Source organism: Corynebacterium sp. c8Ua_99 (genome assembly GCF_039907185.1).
GTDB classification, from domain to species: domain Bacteria; phylum Actinomycetota; class Actinomycetes; order Mycobacteriales; family Mycobacteriaceae; genus Corynebacterium; species Corynebacterium jeikeium_D.
Genome location: NZ_JASBOG010000003.1, coordinates 80,738 through 99,629, shown reverse-complemented (window position 1 = coordinate 99,629; position 18,892 = coordinate 80,738). Strand labels below are relative to the sequence as shown.

The 18,892-nt window shown below is 58.3% G+C and carries 17 protein-coding genes; 3 read left to right on the top strand and 14 right to left on the bottom strand.

Going from position 1 to position 18,892, the window contains the following annotated elements:
• Positions 1-14 precede the first annotated feature (14 nt).
• The 5 genes from metS to QKE19_RS02965 all read right to left on the bottom strand — a co-directional run bounded on the left by metS (position 15) and on the right by QKE19_RS02965 (position 5,117).
• Positions 15-182 carry a methionine/alanine import NSS transporter subunit MetS gene (gene metS, locus QKE19_RS02985; protein WP_048733989.1) on the bottom strand — a complete coding sequence of 56 codons (168 nt, stop codon included), beginning with the start codon at positions 180-182 and terminating at the stop codon, positions 15-17.
• A gap of 5 nt (positions 183-187) precedes the next feature.
• A complete protein-coding gene (locus QKE19_RS02980; protein WP_070438236.1) occupies positions 188-1,798 on the bottom strand; it encodes a sodium-dependent transporter in 1,611 nt (536 codons plus the stop codon).
• A 295-nt stretch (positions 1,799-2,093) separates the two neighbouring features.
• A complete protein-coding gene (locus tag QKE19_RS02975) occupies positions 2,094-3,266 on the bottom strand; it encodes an acyl-CoA dehydrogenase family protein (RefSeq protein ID WP_005510658.1) in 1,173 nt (390 codons plus the stop codon).
• A gap of 634 nt (positions 3,267-3,900) precedes the next feature.
• Entirely contained in the window at positions 3,901-4,674 is a 774-nt protein-coding gene (locus QKE19_RS02970; protein ID WP_016423180.1) for an alpha/beta fold hydrolase, read from the bottom strand.
• Positions 4,675-4,724: 50 nt separating this feature from the next.
• The gene (locus QKE19_RS02965) at positions 4,725-5,117 is read right to left on the bottom strand and encodes a DUF5997 family protein (RefSeq protein ID WP_042389451.1); all 393 of its coding nucleotides are present in this window, start codon (positions 5,115-5,117) and stop codon (positions 4,725-4,727) included.
• A gap of 40 nt (positions 5,118-5,157) precedes the next feature.
• Between QKE19_RS02965 and QKE19_RS02960 the strand changes: the two genes are divergently transcribed.
• Together QKE19_RS02960 and QKE19_RS02955 are read left to right on the top strand one after the other, a co-directional pair.
• The gene (locus QKE19_RS02960) at positions 5,158-5,910 is read left to right on the top strand and encodes a LysR family transcriptional regulator (protein WP_070605738.1); all 753 of its coding nucleotides are present in this window, start codon (positions 5,158-5,160) and stop codon (positions 5,908-5,910) included.
• A 64-nt stretch (positions 5,911-5,974) separates the two neighbouring features.
• On the top strand, positions 5,975-6,607 hold the full coding sequence (locus tag QKE19_RS02955) for a GNAT family N-acetyltransferase (RefSeq protein WP_016423177.1): 633 nt from the start codon (positions 5,975-5,977) through the stop codon (positions 6,605-6,607).
• Positions 6,608-6,638: 31 nt separating this feature from the next.
• Here QKE19_RS02955 and QKE19_RS02950 read toward each other — a convergent pair whose 3' ends face one another.
• The 5 genes from QKE19_RS02950 to glpX form a co-directional block, all read right to left on the bottom strand.
• The gene (locus tag QKE19_RS02950; protein WP_049172271.1) at positions 6,639-8,237 is read right to left on the bottom strand and encodes an MDR family MFS transporter; all 1,599 of its coding nucleotides are present in this window, start codon (positions 8,235-8,237) and stop codon (positions 6,639-6,641) included.
• Positions 8,227-8,922 carry a TetR/AcrR family transcriptional regulator gene (locus tag QKE19_RS02945; RefSeq protein WP_049172273.1) on the bottom strand — a complete coding sequence of 232 codons (696 nt, stop codon included), beginning with the start codon at positions 8,920-8,922 and terminating at the stop codon, positions 8,227-8,229. The genes QKE19_RS02950 and QKE19_RS02945 overlap by 11 nt, the downstream gene beginning before the upstream one ends.
• A 192-nt stretch (positions 8,923-9,114) precedes the next feature.
• The gene (locus tag QKE19_RS02940) at positions 9,115-10,410 is read right to left on the bottom strand and encodes a TIGR01777 family oxidoreductase (protein WP_224783732.1); all 1,296 of its coding nucleotides are present in this window, start codon (positions 10,408-10,410) and stop codon (positions 9,115-9,117) included.
• A 227-nt stretch (positions 10,411-10,637) separates the two neighbouring features.
• Positions 10,638-12,038: a class II fumarate hydratase gene (locus QKE19_RS02935; protein WP_016423173.1), complete on the bottom strand. Its 1,401-nt coding sequence runs from the start codon at positions 12,036-12,038 to the stop codon at positions 10,638-10,640.
• A gap of 163 nt (positions 12,039-12,201) precedes the next feature.
• The gene (glpX, locus tag QKE19_RS02930) at positions 12,202-13,227 is read right to left on the bottom strand and encodes a class II fructose-bisphosphatase (protein WP_005510610.1); all 1,026 of its coding nucleotides are present in this window, start codon (positions 13,225-13,227) and stop codon (positions 12,202-12,204) included.
• Positions 13,228-13,597: 370 nt separating this feature from the next.
• Between glpX and QKE19_RS02925 the strand changes: the two genes are divergently transcribed.
• Positions 13,598-14,227 carry a DUF4245 domain-containing protein gene (locus tag QKE19_RS02925; RefSeq protein ID WP_005510716.1) on the top strand — a complete coding sequence of 210 codons (630 nt, stop codon included), beginning with the start codon at positions 13,598-13,600 and terminating at the stop codon, positions 14,225-14,227.
• 118 nt (positions 14,228-14,345) lie between these two features.
• Here the strand turns inward: QKE19_RS02925 and QKE19_RS02920 are convergent, their stop codons facing one another.
• From QKE19_RS02920 to QKE19_RS02905, 4 genes are all read right to left on the bottom strand, one after another.
• Positions 14,346-14,636: an exodeoxyribonuclease VII small subunit gene (locus tag QKE19_RS02920; RefSeq protein WP_005510689.1), complete on the bottom strand. Its 291-nt coding sequence runs from the start codon at positions 14,634-14,636 to the stop codon at positions 14,346-14,348.
• A gap of 61 nt (positions 14,637-14,697) precedes the next feature.
• Positions 14,698-15,933, bottom strand: a complete 1,236-nt coding sequence (xseA, locus tag QKE19_RS02915) for an exodeoxyribonuclease VII large subunit (protein WP_016423170.1) — start codon at positions 15,931-15,933, stop codon at positions 14,698-14,700.
• 106 nt (positions 15,934-16,039) lie between these two features.
• Positions 16,040-17,128, bottom strand: a complete 1,089-nt coding sequence (locus tag QKE19_RS02910) for a DUF6542 domain-containing protein (protein WP_256881192.1) — start codon at positions 17,126-17,128, stop codon at positions 16,040-16,042.
• Positions 17,129-17,274: 146 nt separating this feature from the next.
• Positions 17,275-18,825: an AI-2E family transporter gene (locus QKE19_RS02905; protein ID WP_070595525.1), complete on the bottom strand. Its 1,551-nt coding sequence runs from the start codon at positions 18,823-18,825 to the stop codon at positions 17,275-17,277.
• Between the last annotated feature and the right edge of the window lie 67 nt (positions 18,826-18,892).

The window sequence follows — 18,892 nt, the reverse complement described above, 5'->3', positions numbered from 1 at the left end:
ATAGTAGTGAAGAACTACTGCTCTTCCTGTGCTCCTAGTACTTCACTGGTGAGCTCTGGGTGATCTCCCAGCTCACCGGAAACCTCGTCAGGGTGCTTGGATAGGCTGACCAGCGAGACCGCCAGACCGCCCCAGATGACGATGATGAACAGTGCCATCATGACAATTGCGATACCGGACATTTGGCTTAAACCTCCTCGGTTTCCGGAGTGTGCTTGCGTGGCAGGTGTGAGGACCGCTTGAAATCTGGCGTCACACCGAAGTCCGAGCCCGGAGGGCCATCGAGACGGTGTTGGCCGCGCCAAGGCAGGATGGCCATAATCAGAGCGCCGATGAGAATCACGCCGATGACACCCCAGCCAAAGATGTCGATTTGGGTGTCGGAGTAGCCTTCGTAGTTTTCCTGGAAAAGTCCAATGAGCTCCTGGAACAGGATGACGGCGAGAATGACCGGCGTGATGTTTCCGACGAAGATCTGCCACATGGTGCCGACCTTGAACGAGGACACGGCGTTGAGGTGCATGGCGAACTCGTTGGTGCGGCGCAGGATCCAGTCGATTGCGATGATGGTCAGCAGTGCAACCAGGACGATACCGACGTTGTTGGTGAACTTATCTACGATGTCGAGGGTTACCAGACCTGAGGTGGTCGGGAAGGCCAGCAGCGAGATGACGGCCATGGCGCCACCGACGGTGAGGGTGGCCTGGACGCGGCCGAGGTTCAGCTTGTCCTTGACTGCGGAGACGACGACCTCGAGCAGCGACATCAGGGAGGTCACACCGGCGATTGCCAGGGAGAGGAAGAACAACAGGCCGAAGACGGAGCCGATGAGCTTTGGCATCTCAGAGATGACCGTCGGGAAGGCGATGAAGGCAAGACCAATACCGGAGGTTGCGACCTCGTCAACGGCCTGACCCGACTGCGCTGCCATGAAGCCCAGGGTGGCGAAGACACCGATACCGGCGAGAACCTCGAAGGAGGAGTTTGCGAACGCGGTGACCAGGCCGGAACCGGTGAGGTTCGTGCGTGGCTTCAGGTAGGAGGCGTAGGTCAGCATAATGCCGAAGGCCACGGACAGGGAGAAGAAGATTTGGCCGTAGGCGGCAATCCATACGCTGGAGTCAGTGAGTGCGGACCAGTCTGGGGTGAAGAATGCGTCCAGGCCCTTTGCAGCGCCGTCGAGCGTCAGGGAGTAGATGACCACTGCGACGAAGAGGATGGTCAACAGTGGGATGAAGATAATCGAGACCTTGCCGATGCCCTTGTCCACACCAGCGGCCAGAATGCCGATGACGAGTACCCAGACAATGAGCAGGACGATGGAAATCGAGGGGACGAAGTCCAGAGAGAAGACGCTCTCGGTGTCTACTTGGAGGAAGTCCTTCATGAAGTGGGTCTCGGCATCTGGGCCCCAGCTCTTGCGGATGGACTTCCAGGCGTAGATGAAGGACCACGCGATAATAACGGCGTAGTAGACGGTAATGAAGAAGGCGATACCGACCTGGATCCAGCCGATTGGCTCAGCCCAGGGCTTGATGCGACGCATCGACTTCGGTGCGGACCCTCGGAAGCGGTGGCCGATGGCGAAGTCGAGGAAGAGCAGTGGGATACCCGCGGTCAGAAGTGCGACCAGGTAGGGGATAAGGAAAGCGCCACCGCCGGAGTCATACGCGACATAGGGGAAACGCCAGATGTTTCCAAGCCCGACTGCCGAGCCGATAGCGGCGAAAATGAAGGCTGCTCGGGTGGAAAACACCTCCCTTCGCTGAGGGGTAGCGGTCGAGTTGGTTGTGCTCATACCTCTGGAACTCCAATCCTTCATCTCCGGTCACGCGCTCGCGCGGCCTAGGAGGGAATTTGGTGAAGTGCATCACCATTACCTAACAGAATCTTAGTATATGAGATGGGTATCTCATTGTATAGTTTCGGTTTTGTAGGGGGTAATGTTTTTGGTGAGGGGTATGGCACAGGGGAAGGGAACTCTAATCCAGCCTCGTAAATAATCGCCAGCCACCTACTTTGAGGTATGCAAAAACCCCGCCAGGAAGACCTGACGGGGTTTGGGGCGAATCGGCTAGACCGACGTGCGCTGTTTACTCTGCGCCGCCCTTGGCGATACGACGGAAGATGATCTCCTTCATGATCTCGTTGGTGCCACCGTAAATGGTCTGGACCTTGGAGTCGAGGTAGTGAGTGGAGATTGGGTACTCGAGCATGAAGCCGTAGCCACCGAACATCTGCAGGCAGCGGGTAACGATGTCCTGCTGCTCCTCGGTGGTCCAGTACTTGGCCATGGAAGCACCGGTCTCGTCCAGCTGACCAGCGTTGTGGGCCATAACGGCCTGGTCAACGAAAGCCTGCAGGGCGGTGACGCGGGTGGCGATGTCAGCCAGGTAGTGGCCGTGGACCTGGTGCTGGATGATCGGGCGACCGAATGCCTCGCGCTCCTGGGCGTACTTGTAAGCCAGGGTCCAGGCGCGGCGGGAAGTTGCGACAGAGCCGCAAGCCAGGGTCAGGCGCTCGTGAGCGAGGTTGGTGCGCAGGTAGCCGAAGGCAGCGCCCTCTTCGCCGAGCAGGTTCTCAGCCGGAACGCGGACGTTATCGAAGTTGAGCTCAGCGGTGTCCTGAGCCTTCAGGCCGACCTTCTGCAGCGGGCCAGCCTTGGTGAAGCCCTCGAGGTCAGCGTCGACGATGAACATGGAGACGCCAGCGCGGCCCTTGGATGGGTCGGTGATAGCTGCGACGAGAGCGAAGTCGGCCATCATGCCGTTGGAGATGAAGATCTTGGTGCCGTTGAGGACGTAGTGGTCGCCGTCCTTCTTGGCGAAGGTGCGCATACCTGCCAGGTCAGAACCGGCGCCCGGCTCGGTCATAGCGAGGCAGCCGATGGTGTCGCCGGCGTTCATGGAAGCCAGGTACTTCTGCTTCTGCTCTTCGTTACCGAACTTGGCCAGGTATGGAGCGACCAGGTCGTTGAGAACGCCGAAGGAAACGACGATGGAACCACAGTCAGCGTTGGAGAGCTCCTCGTTCAGGACCTGGTTGTAGCGGAAGTCCATCTCTCCGCCGCCGCCGTATGCCTCCGGAGTGGACATACCAATCAGGCCCAGCTCACCGGCCTTCTTGAAAATCTCGCGGTCCGGCTGACCTTCCTTGTGCCAGCGCTCTACGTTCGGGGTGATTTCCTTCTCGACGAAGCCGCGAACCATGTCGCGGAACATGTTGTGCTCTTCTTCGAAGTGAGTACGGGGCAGAAAGTCCTTCATGACATGCTCCTAGAAATATTGTCGTGGAATTTTTGTCTTAAGGCCTTTTCGTACGTCGCAGATAAACGCTGCAGATAAACGCGATGGCCTCGGTTCATCGTCATAGTGACTATGACTGTTGTACCCCATTATGCATGAGTGTGATGAGAGACACTTGTTTTTTTAAAAGTTTTTTCCCGATTGATGACGTGAAATCGCTTGACGACGGATATTGCGCCCAGCCTTCCCGGAAAACTACCCCCGTTGCGGTTGGGGGTTGCTATTGAATCCAGACTATCCCCGACAGTCGGCAATGTTAGGTAATGCTAACCTACAAAGCCAGGTGAATGGCTATTTTTGTCATATCTGACAGGCGGGACCCTGGGGCTTTGGGGTCGATAGGGTAGGCGTTTTGGATGGTCATCATGGGGGTGATTAACGAAACATTCTCGTTTTCTTATTCCCATTAGTGCTGGTGGTAGTTAGTATGAGCATCAGGTGGAGACCGGTTCCCTTGATTATCCGAGCTTCTTCCACTGGAGTCATAGCAACCTCCAATTGCACTCGAAAAAATGACGCGACCTGTGCGCCGTCCCCGTGGAATGGACAGCGAGCAGGTCGCGTTATTTTTATTTTTTATTGCTGCGATTAGGCGCTAGTCGGCAATCCCATCAATGTGCGCCAGCAGAGCAGAGTTGTAGTACTCCGGGGTCTCCTGGTTAAGCAGGTGCTTGGCCGGCGAAATGACGACCATGGTCGAGCCCGCGATGCCGTCGTGAAGCGAAGTGACGACGTCGAGAGACGTAGAGGTGTCCTGCTTGCCGGCGATGACCAGCGTCGGAGCGGTGATCTCGGCGAGGCGCTCACGGGTGTCGAAGCGAGAGAGTGCTCCGCAGGCGCCGATGTAGCCGTCATCGGGGCAATCTGCGATCATGTCGCGGAAGCGGGCGGGGAGCTCAGGGGTAGTGTCGAAGCACTCGTCGGTAAACCAGTTGCGGACGACAGTGTCCGCGAGCGCGCCTGTGCCCTTGTCACGCACGAGCTGGGCCTTTTCCTGCCAGGCCTCGGGTGTGCCGAATTTCGGCGCCGTCGACGACAGTGTCAGACTGACCACGCGATCGGCGTGTTCTAGTGCGATGGTCTGGGCGATAGCGCCGCCGAGAGATAGTCCCACAAAATGTGCACGGTCAACATCCTCCTCATCGAGGACCTCGATGATGTCGGCGGCCAAGTGGCTCATGTCCCACTCACCCTCGGGGATAGGGGAATCGCCATGGCCGCGGACATCTGGCGTGATGACCTGGTACTTTTCGCTCAAAGCGGCTACCTGGGGCTCCCACATCTCCTGTGTGGTGCCCAGCGAGCCAATCAGGACAACCGTACCGTTGTCCTTGTGGTTGATTGCATGTGCGGTGTAGTCGATGGCCACGAGATCCTCCTTGAAGGTGTTGGCTGTGTCAGCTGTGCCAGCTGTGTCTGCTAATTCTCGGCGTTGCGAGCAGCTTCAGCGGCAGCCCGACCAGGGCCGTCGTCCTTCTTGGCCTCTGCCTCAGCGGCTTCCACGCGCTGCTTCGCCATGGACTCACGAGCGGCCTCCAGCCACTCCGGCATCTGCTCGAGCAAATCCTTAATCTCCGCCGTTGTCAGCGGCTTGTCCATGTCGTTCTTCTTCAACGCCGTGATAGTGATGCCCAGCTTGCGGGCAACTTCTGGACGCGGGTGCGGTCCGTTGCGGCGTAGCTCAGCGAGCCATTCCGGCGGATTGGATTGCAGTTCGGCAAACTGCGCGTGCGAAATCTCACCAGTGCGAAATTCCTCGGGTGTGGCCGGGAGGAAAATGCCAAGTTTTTTGGCTGCGGTTAGGGGTTTCATGGGTTCAACGCTAGCACCCATTCGAGTAACCTTGCGGAGTATGTCGACTCCTGAACCCGCCGTCCTGCGCATCGTGTTCGCCACCGGCACCAGTCCCGAGAAGTGGTTTCGCCGCTTTAGGGATCGAATTCCGGCAACACTGCACACCCACGCCGCCGACGATCCGATGTCCGACCTGGTCGGCGGCGCCGCTGACATGGCGCTGGTTCGGTTAGAGTCCGAAAGCTCGCTGCCCGAGTCGCTCCATCGCATCCGGCTTTACGACGAAGCCTGGGGCGTGGCCTTCGAGAAAGAGCACGTGTTCTCCCTCACAGAGTCCGTGCCGGAGGAGCTGTTGGCGGACGAAACTGTGCTGTTGACCTCCGTGGATCCGGATGAGCTGCGACAGATGCTGCCCGTTGCGGCCACTGGTGCAGGTGTCGTGGTGGGACCTCGCACGATTTTGAAGGCGCTGTCGAAGAAGGCGGTGGCCTCATCGAACTTGGTGGCCGAGGAAGGCGCCACGGAACCGCTGTCTCGGACAGCTATTTGGTTGGTGTGGCCGAAAGTAGAGGACGACGAGCTCCGGCAGGAGTTCGTCGGCATTGTCCAGGGGCGCAGGGAGGGCTCGACACGCACGCAGTTGGGGCGCAAGAAGGCTGACGAGCAGCCGAAGAAGTTGTCGGCCAGAGAAAAGACGCTTGCTAAGCAAGCCCGCCGGCAGCGCGCTGGGACCGTCGTAAAGCATGCGCGCAGTGGTCGTGGTGGACGTCGAAGCAGCGGCGGAAACGGGCGACCGCGCAGGCGAAAGTAATCTTTTTACAATATTTTTGCCGTTTCGTTCGACGTGCGCGGAAAAATTAGCCACACTTGTAGTTATGGCTGAAAAGAAGCGCGATTTCACGATTCGAATGATGCGTGAAGAGGACTATCCACAGATCCAAGAGATCTACGAGATTGGCCTGGATACGGGGCACGCGTCCTGGGAGCACTCCGCTCCCGAGTGGGACGAATTCATCGCACTCAAACGAGTGGATTTGTGTTACGTCGCCGTCGACGCAGAAAACCCGGACAAGATTCTGGCTTGGGCATCGGCAGCGCCGGTATCCAAGCGCCCGATTTTCAATGGCGTCATCGAAGACTCCATCTACGTCCACCCTGACGGGCAGGGCATGGGGCTGGCGGCGACGCTGCTGCAGAAGCTTATCGACGATGCCACGGAGCTCGACTGCTGGTCGATTCACTCGTGGGTCTTCCCGGAGAATGTGGGATCGTTAAAGCTGCATCGAAAGCTTGGCTTCCGTGAAGTGGGGATTTACCACCACATGGCAAAGATGACCTACGGCCCAATGGCGGGGCAGTGGCGCGATGTCATTATTTTGGAAAAGCTCCTGGAAAAGCCAGAGGAGCGCGCACTGAAGCGCGTCCAGGAAGAAGCAGAAGCCGCCGGTGAGCCGAACCGTCCGATTCTGGACAAGCTCGACCGCGCCGACGGCCAGGTGGGGGCATAGCTGCCGGGAGCTGAGGCTCCCTTTGAATCAATTACTCGACGGTTTCCTTCAACGGATCCTCGCGAACAAAGAACACAATGATTGCTGCCAGAATAATCACTGGCATTAGTACCAAGAAGATCGGCGTCAAACCATCGTTGTAGCTGGAGATCAGCGCTTCATGGATTGGCGCCGGCATGCTATCCAGCACATGCGGCGTCAGTGAACCAATCGACTTAGAGGAAAAGCCCTCCGGGCCCATCTGCTTTGCGAACTCTGCTGCAGCCTCCGGTGATGCGGCCTTGATCTGTTCGACAGCAGCCGGAACGCGTTCGCCTGCCAGGTCCTTCATGCGGTGGATGAAAATCGAACCCACAATGGAGGAACCGACCGCACCACCAATCTGGCGGAAGAAGTTATTCGCAGCGGTAGCGGTACCGACCATCGCGACCGGGAAGGAGTTCTGCACGATGAGAACTAGAACCTGCATGCCGGTGCCCAGGCCGAAGCCCATGATGAACAGGTACACACCAACCTGCCACAGCGGGGTGGTGGTCTCCAGCGTGGACAGCAAGTAGAGGGAGACAGCCATAATCATCAGGCCGACGAAGGGGTAGAAGCGATACTTACCAGTCCGCGAAATAATCTGGCCAACGCCAATTGAGGTGAGCAGCATGCCGACCATCATCGGCGTCATCATCAAACCTGCAGCGGTCGGTGACATTGAGTGCACCATCTGCAGGTAGGTCGGAATATAGGCCATAGTGCCGAACATCGCGATACCCAGAATGAGACCCGACACAGTCGTGAGCACGAAGTTCCGGTTATTAAACAAGTGCGTCGGAATCAGTGGGTTGGAAACGCGAGTCTCGGTGAGGAAGAACAGCACCCAGGAAACGACAGAGGCAACGATAAGCGAGATGATGACCCCGGAGTTCCAGTCGTACTGTGTACCGCCCCACGTGGTGGTGAGAATTAGCGTCGAGGCAGCGGCAGTCAAGAACATCGTGCCGATGTAGTCGAAGTTTCCTTCACTCTGGCGTCGGGGCAGCTTCAGGAAGGCCGCAGCTGCCGATAGTGCAACCACGCCCATCGGGACGTTGATCCACAGGCCCCAGCGCCAGCCCGGGCCGTCGGTGAACCAGCCTCCCAGCACTGGTCCCAGCACGGAACTCAGACCGAACACAGCACCCATGATGCCCATGTACTTACCGCGCTGGCGTGCGGGAATAACCTCGGCCAGGATGGCCTGTGAGGAAACCATCAATGTACCGCCAGCAAATCCCTGAAAAGCGCGGGCGGCGATGAGCAGGCTCATGGAGTTGGTGATTGCACCCATGACGGAACCGACCATGAACAGCGCGATGCCCATCATGAACAGGCCCTTGCGCCCAATCATGTCACCGAGCTTGCCGACAATCGGCATTGCCACAGTCTGTGCCAACAGGAATGCAGAAATAACCCACGACATGTGGTCAACTCCGCCGAGCTCGCCGACGATGGTCGGCAGGGCAGTGGCGAAAATCATCTGCCCCAGCGAGCTCATCAGCATAGTGAGAATGAGCGCGAAGAAAATGATTCCCAAGTGGGACTTGTTGTCAGAAACCGTGGTGTCGGTTTGATCTTGAGCAGTGGTGTTGCTAGCTGTCACTATTCCTCCTCCAGAAATTTTTAACGACGTCGGCGGCGTCGTGAAGCGGTGTATCTGTTGTGAATTCGTCCCGATGAGCCGATGAGTACAGCACGCATTCGCGGACGAAACCGACCGACAGTGCTACCTCGTGCCCGACGGGCAGCTCGGGGTGCGTGCGCGACTGTGGATTCATCTCGAAATAGCGCTCAAAGGCAGAACGGACGCGGCGCATTGAGTTGCCAAAATTCGAAATGACAACCGTCGATAGCTTTGGCTCATTGCGCAAAATCTCGCGGATACGCTCCTTGAGCAGACGGTGAAACTCTTCGGTTGCCCCCAGCTCTTTATATCGGAGTAGCTGGGATTGCTGCTTTTTCTCGATGAAATCGAGCATGTCCGCGATGGGGTCTTGGTGAATTTGGGCGAGGAATACCTCTTCATCGTCAGCATCGAATGACATGATGCCGTTGCCGAAGATGGCTTGATCCTTGGAGTCGAAGTAATTGAAGAATGTGCGTCGACTGATATTGACCCGCTGACAGATGTCTTCGATGTTGACTTGGTCGTATCCGCGATCCAACACAAGGGCGGTCGCGGCATCGGCCAAAGCGCAGTGTGTTTGAAACCTTTTGAGCTCCCGGAGACCGCACTCGGGGTGTTGGCCCGGATCCAATCTGTGATAGGTATTCTCATCAATTTGCACGAGGTGCAAAGTTACACCGAGTGCAATGTGATGGCAAGTTGATGAGTCAACAGGTGTTTAAGTACCTATGCAGAGAGCATCTTTGGGTTGTTCAGGATGCCGTGGACTCAGGCGCAGGGGTCGGGTTGTTGATAGTCGCAACGCGCCATTCAATTACACAACCTTCGTGTTTTGTGTAGGCACGGTGGAAGGCTACCTCTCCTTCAATAGCTCGTGGCGCAGGGCGTCGTTAAGCGAAGTGAAGCGGAACCTGTGCCCCGCCTTTTGCAGCGCTGCTGCCTCTACTCTCTGATTCGCGAGAGCCAACTCCGCAGCACCGCGTTTGCCCAGCAGTACTGCAGGCCCCAGTGAAGGAATCGGAACCGCCGTCGGGCGGTGCAAGACCTCTCCCAATACCCTCGTGAACTCCGCATTATTCACTCCGAAAGCCAGTGGCACCACCGCATTGACAGGTCCGGCAAGGCCGGAATCTGCCAACGACCGGTGATAGATGTCCAACAGGTCGTCCAAAGCAATCCACGGGAACCACTGCTCGCCCGACCCCAATCTGCCTCCAAGCCCGGTGAACACCACGCCCGCTAGTAGCGGCAAGAGACCGCCGCCACCAGCAAGCACGAGACCAGTGCGGACGTTTACGACCCGCTTGCCTGCATCGCGAGCGGGATCCCATGCATTTTCCCAATCGCGCACAATAGCCGAGAGACTGTCCGCGGCGGCGCTGCCGTCGTAACGCTGCGCTTCCGCGCCAGGGCCAGCGTCCTCGGTGAGCACCTCTGGGCCACGATCCGCACCGTAGAACCCCACCGCCGACGCTCCAACCGCGACCTTCACGCTGTCAGTAGATGCAACGAGCTTTGCCAGAGCTCGCGTTGGTTCGACACGGGAATGGCGAACCTTTCGAAGATGCGCCTCCGTGAAGCGCCCCGCAATCGGTGCGCCGGCCAGATGGATGACCGCGTCGACTCCCTCCAGCAAGTCAGCTGCGGGTGCCGCAGTATCCCAATATCGCTTGTCCACACCCGTCTGTTCACGTGAGCGCACCAGCAAAATCACCTCATGTCCGGCCGTGGTCAGTAGCGCGCGCAGCTGCGTTCCGACGGTCCCCGTAGCTCCACTGATCGCCACTGTCAGCGGCTCCGGCACATGCCCCAAATACTCCGAAAGCCTATCGACGGCCGCAAGGTCGCCAGCAACCTTCGTAGCACGGTAGGCGAACATCGAATCCAACCCGGGTACCGGAACCTTGGTGTCAACGGTGTCCTCTAAAACCGTGCCAGCGCTGCCGTCGCCAAGCGGAGTATCGGAGAGAACGTGGGTGTGCTTCCACCCCGTGATGCGGCGAAAGGGCTCGCTGGTGACTTCGTCAATGAATCTCTGGCCGGGGAGGAAACCGGCCGGGTCGTGACGTGCAATCCATTTGAGGCCAGCCGGCATGGAGAATACGGTCGTGCCGTCGGCGAGGTTGGCGGATTCGGATTTCGGTGACATCGGGAGAAGCCCCGGTGTTAGGCGGGTGACAGCGCCTGGGCGGGAGAACCACTCGGCGACGCAACGGCGAGGAAATGCGATGGTGTGGCGATAGGTGGGAATAGTTAGTCACTCTCTGAAACTTGTCCGACGTTAAGGAAAAATAGTAGACCCCGAAGTCTTTCAGCGAAGTGAGACTACGGGGTCTTATGCGTAAGGTGCTCTCACACCTTCGAGTTCAGAAAGAACTAGTCACGATCAGTGTTGGCCATTGCCAGCACGTCGAGGCGCTTGTCCAGCTCTTCCTCGGTCAGCTTCTCGCCGTCGACGAAGCCCATGTCGATAACAGTCTGACGGATGGTCTTACCTTCCTTCAGAGCAGTCTTAGCGACCTTAGCTGCGTTCTCGTAGCCGATGGCGGAGTTCAGCGGGGTCACAATCGACGGGGAGGACTCAGCCAGAGTCTTCATACGCTCAACGTTCGGCTCGATGCCGTCCACCAGCTTCTCGGCGAAGACGCGTGCGGTGTTCGCCAGCAGCTTAGCGGACTCCAGCACGTTACGTGCCATGACCGGGATGAAGACGTTCAGCTCGAATGCGCCGTTAGCGCCAGCAAACTCAACAGCGGTGTCGTTGCCCAGAACCTGCGCTGCGACCTGGGTGGCAGTCTCGCACAGAACCGGGTTGACCTTACCCGGCATGATGGAGGAACCCGGCTGCAGATCCGGCAGGTGAATCTCAGCAAGGCCGGTCAGCGGGCCGGAGCCCATCCAGCGAATGTCGTTAGCGATCTTGTTCAGGGAGACTGCGACGGTGCGCATAGCGCCGGAGAATTCGACCAGGGCATCGCGGTTAGCCTGAGCCTCGAAGTGGTTCTGAGCCTCGCGCAGCTCCTTGATGCCGGTCAGTTCGACGAGCTCAGCGGTGACCTTGGCACCGAAGTCCGCCGGGGTGTTCAGGCCGGTGCCAACAGCGGTACCACCGATTGGCAGCTCGCCCAGACGCGGCAGGGTGGCCTCGATGCGCTCAATGCCAGCCTCAATCTGGCGAGCGTAACCCGAGAACTCCTGACCCAGGGTCACCGGGACAGCGTCCATCAGGTGAGTGCGGCCGGACTTAACAACGGTCTCCCATTCCTTGGCCTTCTTAGCCAGGGACTCCTGCAGAACCTTCAGTCCCGGGACGAGGTCCTTGACAGCTGCCTCGGTTGCTGCGACGTGAGTGGCAGTCGGGAAGGTGTCGTTGGAAGACTGACCCATGTTGACGTGGTCATTCGGGTGAACCTCAACGCCGTTGGCCTTTGCGATGGACGCAATGACTTCGTTGGTGTTCATGTTGGAAGAAGTGCCCGAACCGGTCTGGAAGACGTCAATCGGGAACTCAGCATCGTGCTTGCCTTCGGCAATTTCCTTGGCAGCGGCGACGATGGCATCTGCCTGCTCAGCAGACAGCAGGCCGCGCTCCTTGTTGACGATGGCGCAAGCTGCCTTCAGCAGACCCATAGCGCGAATCTGTGCAGACTCCAGCGGACGGCCGGAAATCGGGAAGTTCTCAACTGCACGCTGAGTCTGTGCGCGCCACAGGGCGTTAACCGGAACCTTAACCTCGCCCATGGTGTCGTGCTCGATGCGGAACTGCTGCTCTGTCATTCGTTGCCTCTTTCAGTTAGGGGAACTTGAGTGCGCGCAGAACGACCCCTCATTGCGCATGCAATTTTCATGCGATGCAGAACCGTTAGCGCATTCGTCTTCAAGTATGAATCAGTTTGTTAAAAAAGTGGTGCCCTGAGGGCACCACTAAAGGGGTAGTTACTTACAGATCGATGTCAGGCATCTCGCCCTTGCCGTAGTCGATGCTGGCGTACTTGCGCAGCTTCTCCAGGGAGTGGAAAGCCTCGATGCGACGAATGGTGCCGGACTTGGAGCGCATAACCAGCGAGCGGGTCCACGCGCCGTTACCGCGGTAAGCGACACCGCGCAGCATGTCACCGTTGGTGACACCAGTGGCAACGAAGTAGCAGTTGTCGGATGCGACCAGGTCATCGGTGGTCAGAACACGAGAAAGATCGTGCCCAGCGTCGAGAGCCTTCTTAATTTCGGCCTCATCGCGCGGGTGCAGTTTGCCCTGGATTTCGCCGCCCATACACTTCATGGCGCATGCGGTGATGACACCTTCTGGGGTGCCGCCGACGCCCATCATGATATCGACCGAGTTCGTGTTCTGAGCTGCGGCAACAGCGCCAGCAACGTCACCATCGCCAATCAGTCGAACCTTGGCGCCAGCTTCGCGGATGTCACGAATCATGTCAGCGTGGCGCGGGCGATCCAGCACGACAACAGTGACATCTTCCGGACGCAGCCCCTTGGCCTTAGCAACGACCTTGATGTTGTGCTCAACTGGAGCCTCGATGTCAATCTTGCCGGCAGCCTCCGGGCCAACAGCAATCTTATCCATGTAGAACACAGCCGACGGGTCGTACATGGAGCCGCGGTCTGCAGCAGCAAGAACAGCGATAGAGTTCGGGCGGCCCTCTGCCATCAGAGTCGTGCCGTCAATCGGGTCAACCGCGATGTCAACGGCCGGGCCTTGGCCGTTGCCGACCTTTTCGCCGTTGAACAGCATCGGGGCTTCGTCCTTTTCGCCCTCGCCAATAACAACGACACCGTTCATAGCCACGGTGTTGATGAGCTGACGCATGGCATCGACGGCAGCGCCGTCGCCCTTTTCCTTCTGACCACGACCGACCCACTGACCAGCTGCCAGTGCAGCGGACTCAGTAACTCGGACGAGCTCCATCGCAAGGTTGCGATCTGGTGCTTCAGGATTCGAGGCGTTCATTGACTTCTGGCCCTTCCGTGGTTTTTGAGAACTCTTTTGAGGTTTGAGAATGTGCTGGGAGACGCCACGCCAGGAAACTGGGGTTTAGCGTTGCAACAATTTCTATTGATTGATGTTTGGCGCATCAGTTTTAGCGCCTTTGCATCTGTTACTAGTGTTCCACCTTTTTGGTGTTCGGGGGTGGACGCAGCGCCAAAGTGGGGGGAGTTTCAGGGCTAAACCCCCACATCACGCGGTTATCAAAAGTTTGTTCCGGTGTCAGTTCGCTTGACGACGTCGACAGCGTCCGTCATCAAGTATTGCTAGCTGCAGCTGTGCGGGTGCGAATGATGACTAGGTTCGTTGCGGGGCCTTTGGCATACTTGAGCGCGTGGCGAATGAGAAACCTAGGATTTTGCAGGACAGTCGAGACATGATTCTCACCCTCGTGGTGATGTTTCTTGCGGTGGCTGTCACCATTGGCTTTACCGGCCTGTGCAGTTTTAACCCCGGGAAGCCGGAAAACGGTCCGGTGCACGAAGTCGATGCTGCCCCATTCGTGAACGTGGAGGCTCGGCGCGTGGACTATCCAGTTCGCCTGCCGAAGGTGCCTGAGGGCTGGACTTCAAACTCGACCCGCGCGGGTATGGCGGCGGGGAAGCAGACGACCATTATTGGCTATGTCACCGCTAGCGGAGCATTCATTCAGGTCACGCAAACAGATGCGGAAGCAGGTCAGCTGCCGGATGATGGTAAGAACCGTCTCCGGGACGGTACTACTGACGTGGAAGGTACAACCTGGACTAAGTATGAGCCGGCTGAGGACAACGTGCGTCGCGTATGGGTTGGGGACCTCGGTGACTCCCGCGCAATTATCGAGGGCACTGCCAACGACGAGGAGTTCACACAGTTGGCGGCGGCTATGCAGAAGGCCGAGCCAATCGATCCGGACGCGACAATGCCGGATTCGTCACAGCCGCAGCCGACTGCGTCCGAGATGCCGTCGGCACCAGCAAAGTAGGCCGAGTCGAGCACTCACCTGGAGTGGTAATCCCGACTAGAGCCATAAAATAGCTGAACTCAGCTATCAGCGAAGAGACGAGAAACGATATGAACCGACGATCGTTTCTCGTCTCTTTTTAGTCCTCATCGCCCACATTCTCGGCAGAAGCCGAGACATCCTGATTCTTGCTGGCCAAGGCGGCTTCAACCTTTGCCCGGGCGCCAGCCAAATGCTCCTCGCAGCGGCGGGCCAGCGCCTCGCCTCGCTCCCACAGCGCCAGGGATTCATCCAGGCTCATCTGTCCGAGTTCTAGGAGCTTGACGGTCTCGACCAGCGCATCTCGAGCCTGCTCGTAGCTCAGGTTCTCCACCGGTACCTGTTCCTCCGAAGAGGGAGCCTGACCCGCGCCGAAAACATTGTCATTCATTAGCGAATACGTCCTTCACATTTAGTAGTTAAAGCTTCAAGGTTGGAAAAGTCATTGCTTACTAATTCGCCGGCTTCGTAGCTAGCGTCGCTGCAGAGATGGAGCCGTCACTGACGCGAATTCGCAGTTGGGAACCCATCGGAGCATCTGCAATAGAGGTCACAATCTGTGGTTCCGGCTGAGTAGCCGATTGTGCCTGCACGATGGCATAGCCGCGAGCGAGTGTGGCAGAGGGGCCAAGTGCTGAAACCTTGCCGCGCAATCCCGATACCACTGCCTCCTCGCGTTCCAGACTGCGGTGGATGAGAAAACGCAGCCGATCCACTTGCGCCGTGACAAACTCTTCACGCACGCGGATGGGAGTGAGCGGATCGCGCAGTACCGGCCGCGACGTTAAATCCCTCAGAGTAGCTACTTCACGGTCAACCCATCGCCGCAGGGATGCCGAGGAGCGCTCACGAAGCTGTGCAATGAGGCGGCGTTCCTCAGCAGCATCGGGCACTGTTTTCTTGGCTGCATCCGTCGGTGTGGCAGCACGTAAATCAGCGACGTAATCCAACAGCGGAGTATCCGGCTCGTGCCCGATTGCAGAAACCACCGGTGTTGTCGCCTTACTCACCGCACGAATCAGCGCCTCATCTGAAAAAGGCAGCAAATCTTCGACACTGCCACCGCCACGGGCGACGATGATGACATCGACCTCCGGGTCGGCGTCGAGCTGTGCCAGCGCTTCAATAATCTCCGGAACAGCCTTGGCGCCCTGCACAATTGTGTTGATTACCCGGAAATCCACTTCGGGCCAGCGGGCACCCGCGACCGAAAGCACATCGCGTTCAGCTGCCGAACCGCGACCGGTAATCAACCCGATCTTGTTGGGGAGGTAGGGCAGAGGGCGTTTCAGCCGTGGATCAAAGAGGCCTTCCGCCGCTAGTGCCTGGCGCAGCTGCTCCAACCGTGCCAACAGTTGCCCCAAACCTACGGGCCTCCACTCCGTAGCCCACAGGGAAAACTGCCCCCGCCCGGCATAAAACGCAGGCTTGCCCAAAACCACTACGCGGTCGCCGTTGCGCAACGGATTATTGCGGAGAGCCGCCGTAGAACAAGTCACCGATACCGAAAACTCCGCGGAGGTGTCACGCAGAGTGATGTAGGAGAGCTTCCAGCTCGGCTTGGAGTTGACCTGGGCGATTTCCCCCTCGACCCAAATCTGTCCAAGGCGCTCAATATAGTCCTTGACTAACTGGTTCAGGCGCCGAACCTGAACCGGTTTCTCGGCCGACGTTTCCAATTTCGACATACATCAACACTTACACGATGGGGCGGATCGTCCTGCTTATAAACGCACGTTGCCCACAGGCTAAATCTGCCTGTGGGCAACTGTGACGGTAAGGTGCAAGCCCGAGCTACTTGCGGTAACGAGACCTGCTATCGCGCCCGGTTATGCGCTCCTGGCGAGGGCGCTGCTGTCGCGGTGGCCACTCCTCGGTGCGGCGGTGGTTGCCTACTTGGCGTGCGGGGCTCTGTCGAGGCTTTTCGGACCGGGACTCCGGCGAAGACTGTTCTCCCCACATCCGTGCCGTTCCTGCCGCTTGACGACGGGGAAACTCCTGCTTCGGCCGCTGCGGTGCGTTTGGCCGTTCAATCGGACGATGAGGCTGCTGTCTGGTCGAGTTTGGCGAAGTGGAATCCTGAGTGAACTGCGCCTGGCCCGGATGCGGGCGAGACTGCCAACGGGATGTTGGCTGCTGGACCCGCTGTGCGAAATTCGAGCGCTGCTGGGCACGCTCCCTAGAGCGGTCAACTGGTCGCTCACGCAGTTGCTCGGCGTTGCGCGATGCCGAGCTGGCGCTCGCTGCCGGTCGGGCACCAGAACGAGAAGTCTCCTGCCGAGAGCGTGCAGCCTGCTGGCGCGCCTGGCGGCGAGCTTCGGCATCTCGGATAATGTCCGCAGCGGGACGTCGTGAAGCAGGACGTTCCTGAGAGCGAGAGGCGACGCGGCGATCAGATTCGGCGAGACGACGGCGAACCTGAGAGCTGGATTCGACAGCGACTTCGTCACGGTGCTGGCGTTGTTTAGCGGCCTTGCGCTGGGTGTTGAGGGATTTCTCCTGGGTGCGGGTGATTTCGAGGTAACGCCACACTGCGATGATGACACAGATAATCATCAAGATCAGCAGCCACGGGAACTGCTGGATGATGGGATATGCGGAGGTCACCAGGCGAGCGCGTTTAGAGGTCGTCGCGGTCGCGCCACCATTTTCGGGATCGGCGAGAGAACCGGTAAACCACGCTGTGAAAAAGGTGACAAGCGCGAACAAAATAGGGATTTGAGCGACGGTAACTACCAGACCGCGAGGAACCACCAACAGTGTTCCGGCCACAGCAGCCACGGCAAAAGCAATGAAGTAGGGCTTGCCAAGCGAACCGTTGGGAACAGAAAAGAGCAAACCAAAAACGCCGGCCAGAAGCATCAGCAACGGCGGCACAAACATTGGCACGCGTGGAAGCAGGGGTTTGTTCCCACTGCCTTTACGGGTTATTGCTGATCTGTTCGACACGAATGCGTATCCTACCGGTTATTAGTGATAAAAACGGGCAAGCCCGGTATAAGAGCCTGCCCGTGTCTTGGAATCTCGCCCTACTTGTTTTTCTTAGAGAAAGGCCCGGAGACGACTTCAGTGACCTTGTGGAAGGCCTTGGTCATCGCTCCCTCTTCCTGCTTGGTCGGACCAGCATCGGGGGAAACTTTACCGGCGGTGCGAGCATCTGCCTTCACAGCGCTCTCCGCGGAGCTGTCGGAGTCATCACTGCCCAGACGGAACGAAGCCAGTCGGTCGCGCATCGCACGGCCGGCAGCTTCAATCTGAATGCCGGAGATTGATCCGGCATCCGTGGCGAACTCGATGTCCTTTGCGGTCTTGTCACCCGTTCGCAAATCCGTGAGGTCGCCGAGGTAGCGGAACCAGACCGCGACGACTGCAGTGACTGGCACAGCCAGGAAAGCGCCGATGATGCCGAAGATACCGCCACCGAGCAGAACCACCAACAGGACGATTGCGGCGTGCAGGTCCATAGCCTTGGACTGCAGAATCGGCGAGAGGATGTTGCCCTCAATCTGCTGGACGGCAATGATGATGAGCAAGACAAAGATTGCTGTGGTCAGGCCGTTGGCAACAAGTGCGACAACCACCGCAATGAAGCCGGCGGTGAACGCGCCGACAATAGGAATGAAGCCAGCGAAGAAAGTCACCACGGCCAGGACCATTGCCAGCGGCACATTCAAAATCGCAAGACCGGCACCGATGAAGACCGCGTCGATAAGCGAAACGATAGCCTGCGTGCGGATGTAGCCCGACAGCGTGTTCCAGGAGCGGGTGAGTACCTCCGTGAGATGCCAGCCGAGGCGACGTCCGGTCAGGCGGCGGAGCCATGGCAGGAAGTCCTGGCCGTCCTTGATGAAGAAGAACGTCAGCACCAGCATTGCCATCAAGGTTACGGCGACCGAAGAGACCACCGAGATGCCTTGGAAGACTGTGTTGGCGATATCGCCGGAGCGCTCCTGGAGCCATTGGGAACCCTGGTCCAGAGCGTCGAGGATTTGTTCATCCTTGACGTTAAATGGCGGTGCCTGAATGATGTTCTGGACTTCTTGAATGCCGTCGGTGAACTGGCGACGCAATTCTGGGAACTGCGACTGCACAGTCGGTGCGAGGAACGCGACGACGCCGCCAAGCAGCGCCAGCGCGCCTAGGATGACCGTCAGTGCGGAGAGTGCGCGGGGCCAGCGGTGTTTCATCAGGAACACGGCGGGCGGAGCCAGCACCGTGGAGACAATCAGAGCCAGCAGAATCGGCAGAACGCCAGCCCAAATCTTTCCCAGAATCATAGCGCTGACATACAGCGCCGCTGCGGTGATGAGGAAACGCAGGCACCAACCTGCGAACCATCGGGCGCCCTCGCCAATGACGTCGGCGCGGTCGATGGACTCGGAGTCATTTTCGCTCATAAGCTCATCGAGGTTTTCAGCATCTTCCGGCAGATCCGGTTGCGTTGCCGCTGACTTATGGGCGTCGGAGGGGATAGACAGAGACTGTTCTATACGCAGAGGCTCCGATCCCATTACGTGATCGATAGCGTCTTTTTCGGACTGCGCAGTCCACTCTTCGCCTTCATTGGGTTTATTGCTCACGTATTCATTATGGGGGTTCGGAGGGGATAGGGGGCAACTTCACGAAGTTAGGGCGAGTTCAAATCTT

Coding starts and splice junctions, on each gene's coding strand:
- metS (WP_048733989.1), bottom strand. CDS start 182: ATGTCCGGTATCGCAATTGTCATGATGGCACTGTTCATCATCGTCATC.
- QKE19_RS02980 (WP_070438236.1), bottom strand. CDS start 1,798: ATGAGCACAACCAACTCGACCGCTACCCCTCAGCGAAGGGAGGTGTTT.
- QKE19_RS02975 (WP_005510658.1), bottom strand. CDS start 3,266: ATGAAGGACTTTCTGCCCCGTACTCACTTCGAAGAAGAGCACAACATG.
- QKE19_RS02965 (WP_042389451.1), bottom strand. CDS start 5,117: ATGAAACCCCTAACCGCAGCCAAAAAACTTGGCATTTTCCTCCCGGCC.
- QKE19_RS02960 (WP_070605738.1), top strand. CDS start 5,158: ATGTCGACTCCTGAACCCGCCGTCCTGCGCATCGTGTTCGCCACCGGC.
- QKE19_RS02955 (WP_016423177.1), top strand. CDS start 5,975: ATGGCTGAAAAGAAGCGCGATTTCACGATTCGAATGATGCGTGAAGAG.
- QKE19_RS02940 (WP_224783732.1), bottom strand. CDS start 10,410: ATGTCACCGAAATCCGAATCCGCCAACCTCGCCGACGGCACGACCGTA.
- QKE19_RS02935 (WP_016423173.1), bottom strand. CDS start 12,038: ATGACAGAGCAGCAGTTCCGCATCGAGCACGACACCATGGGCGAGGTT.
- glpX (WP_005510610.1), bottom strand. CDS start 13,227: ATGAACGCCTCGAATCCTGAAGCACCAGATCGCAACCTTGCGATGGAG.
- QKE19_RS02920 (WP_005510689.1), bottom strand. CDS start 14,636: ATGAATGACAATGTTTTCGGCGCGGGTCAGGCTCCCTCTTCGGAGGAA.
- xseA (WP_016423170.1), bottom strand. CDS start 15,933: ATGTCGAAATTGGAAACGTCGGCCGAGAAACCGGTTCAGGTTCGGCGC.
- QKE19_RS02910 (WP_256881192.1), bottom strand. CDS start 17,128: ATGTTTGTGCCGCCGTTGCTGATGCTTCTGGCCGGCGTTTTTGGTTTG.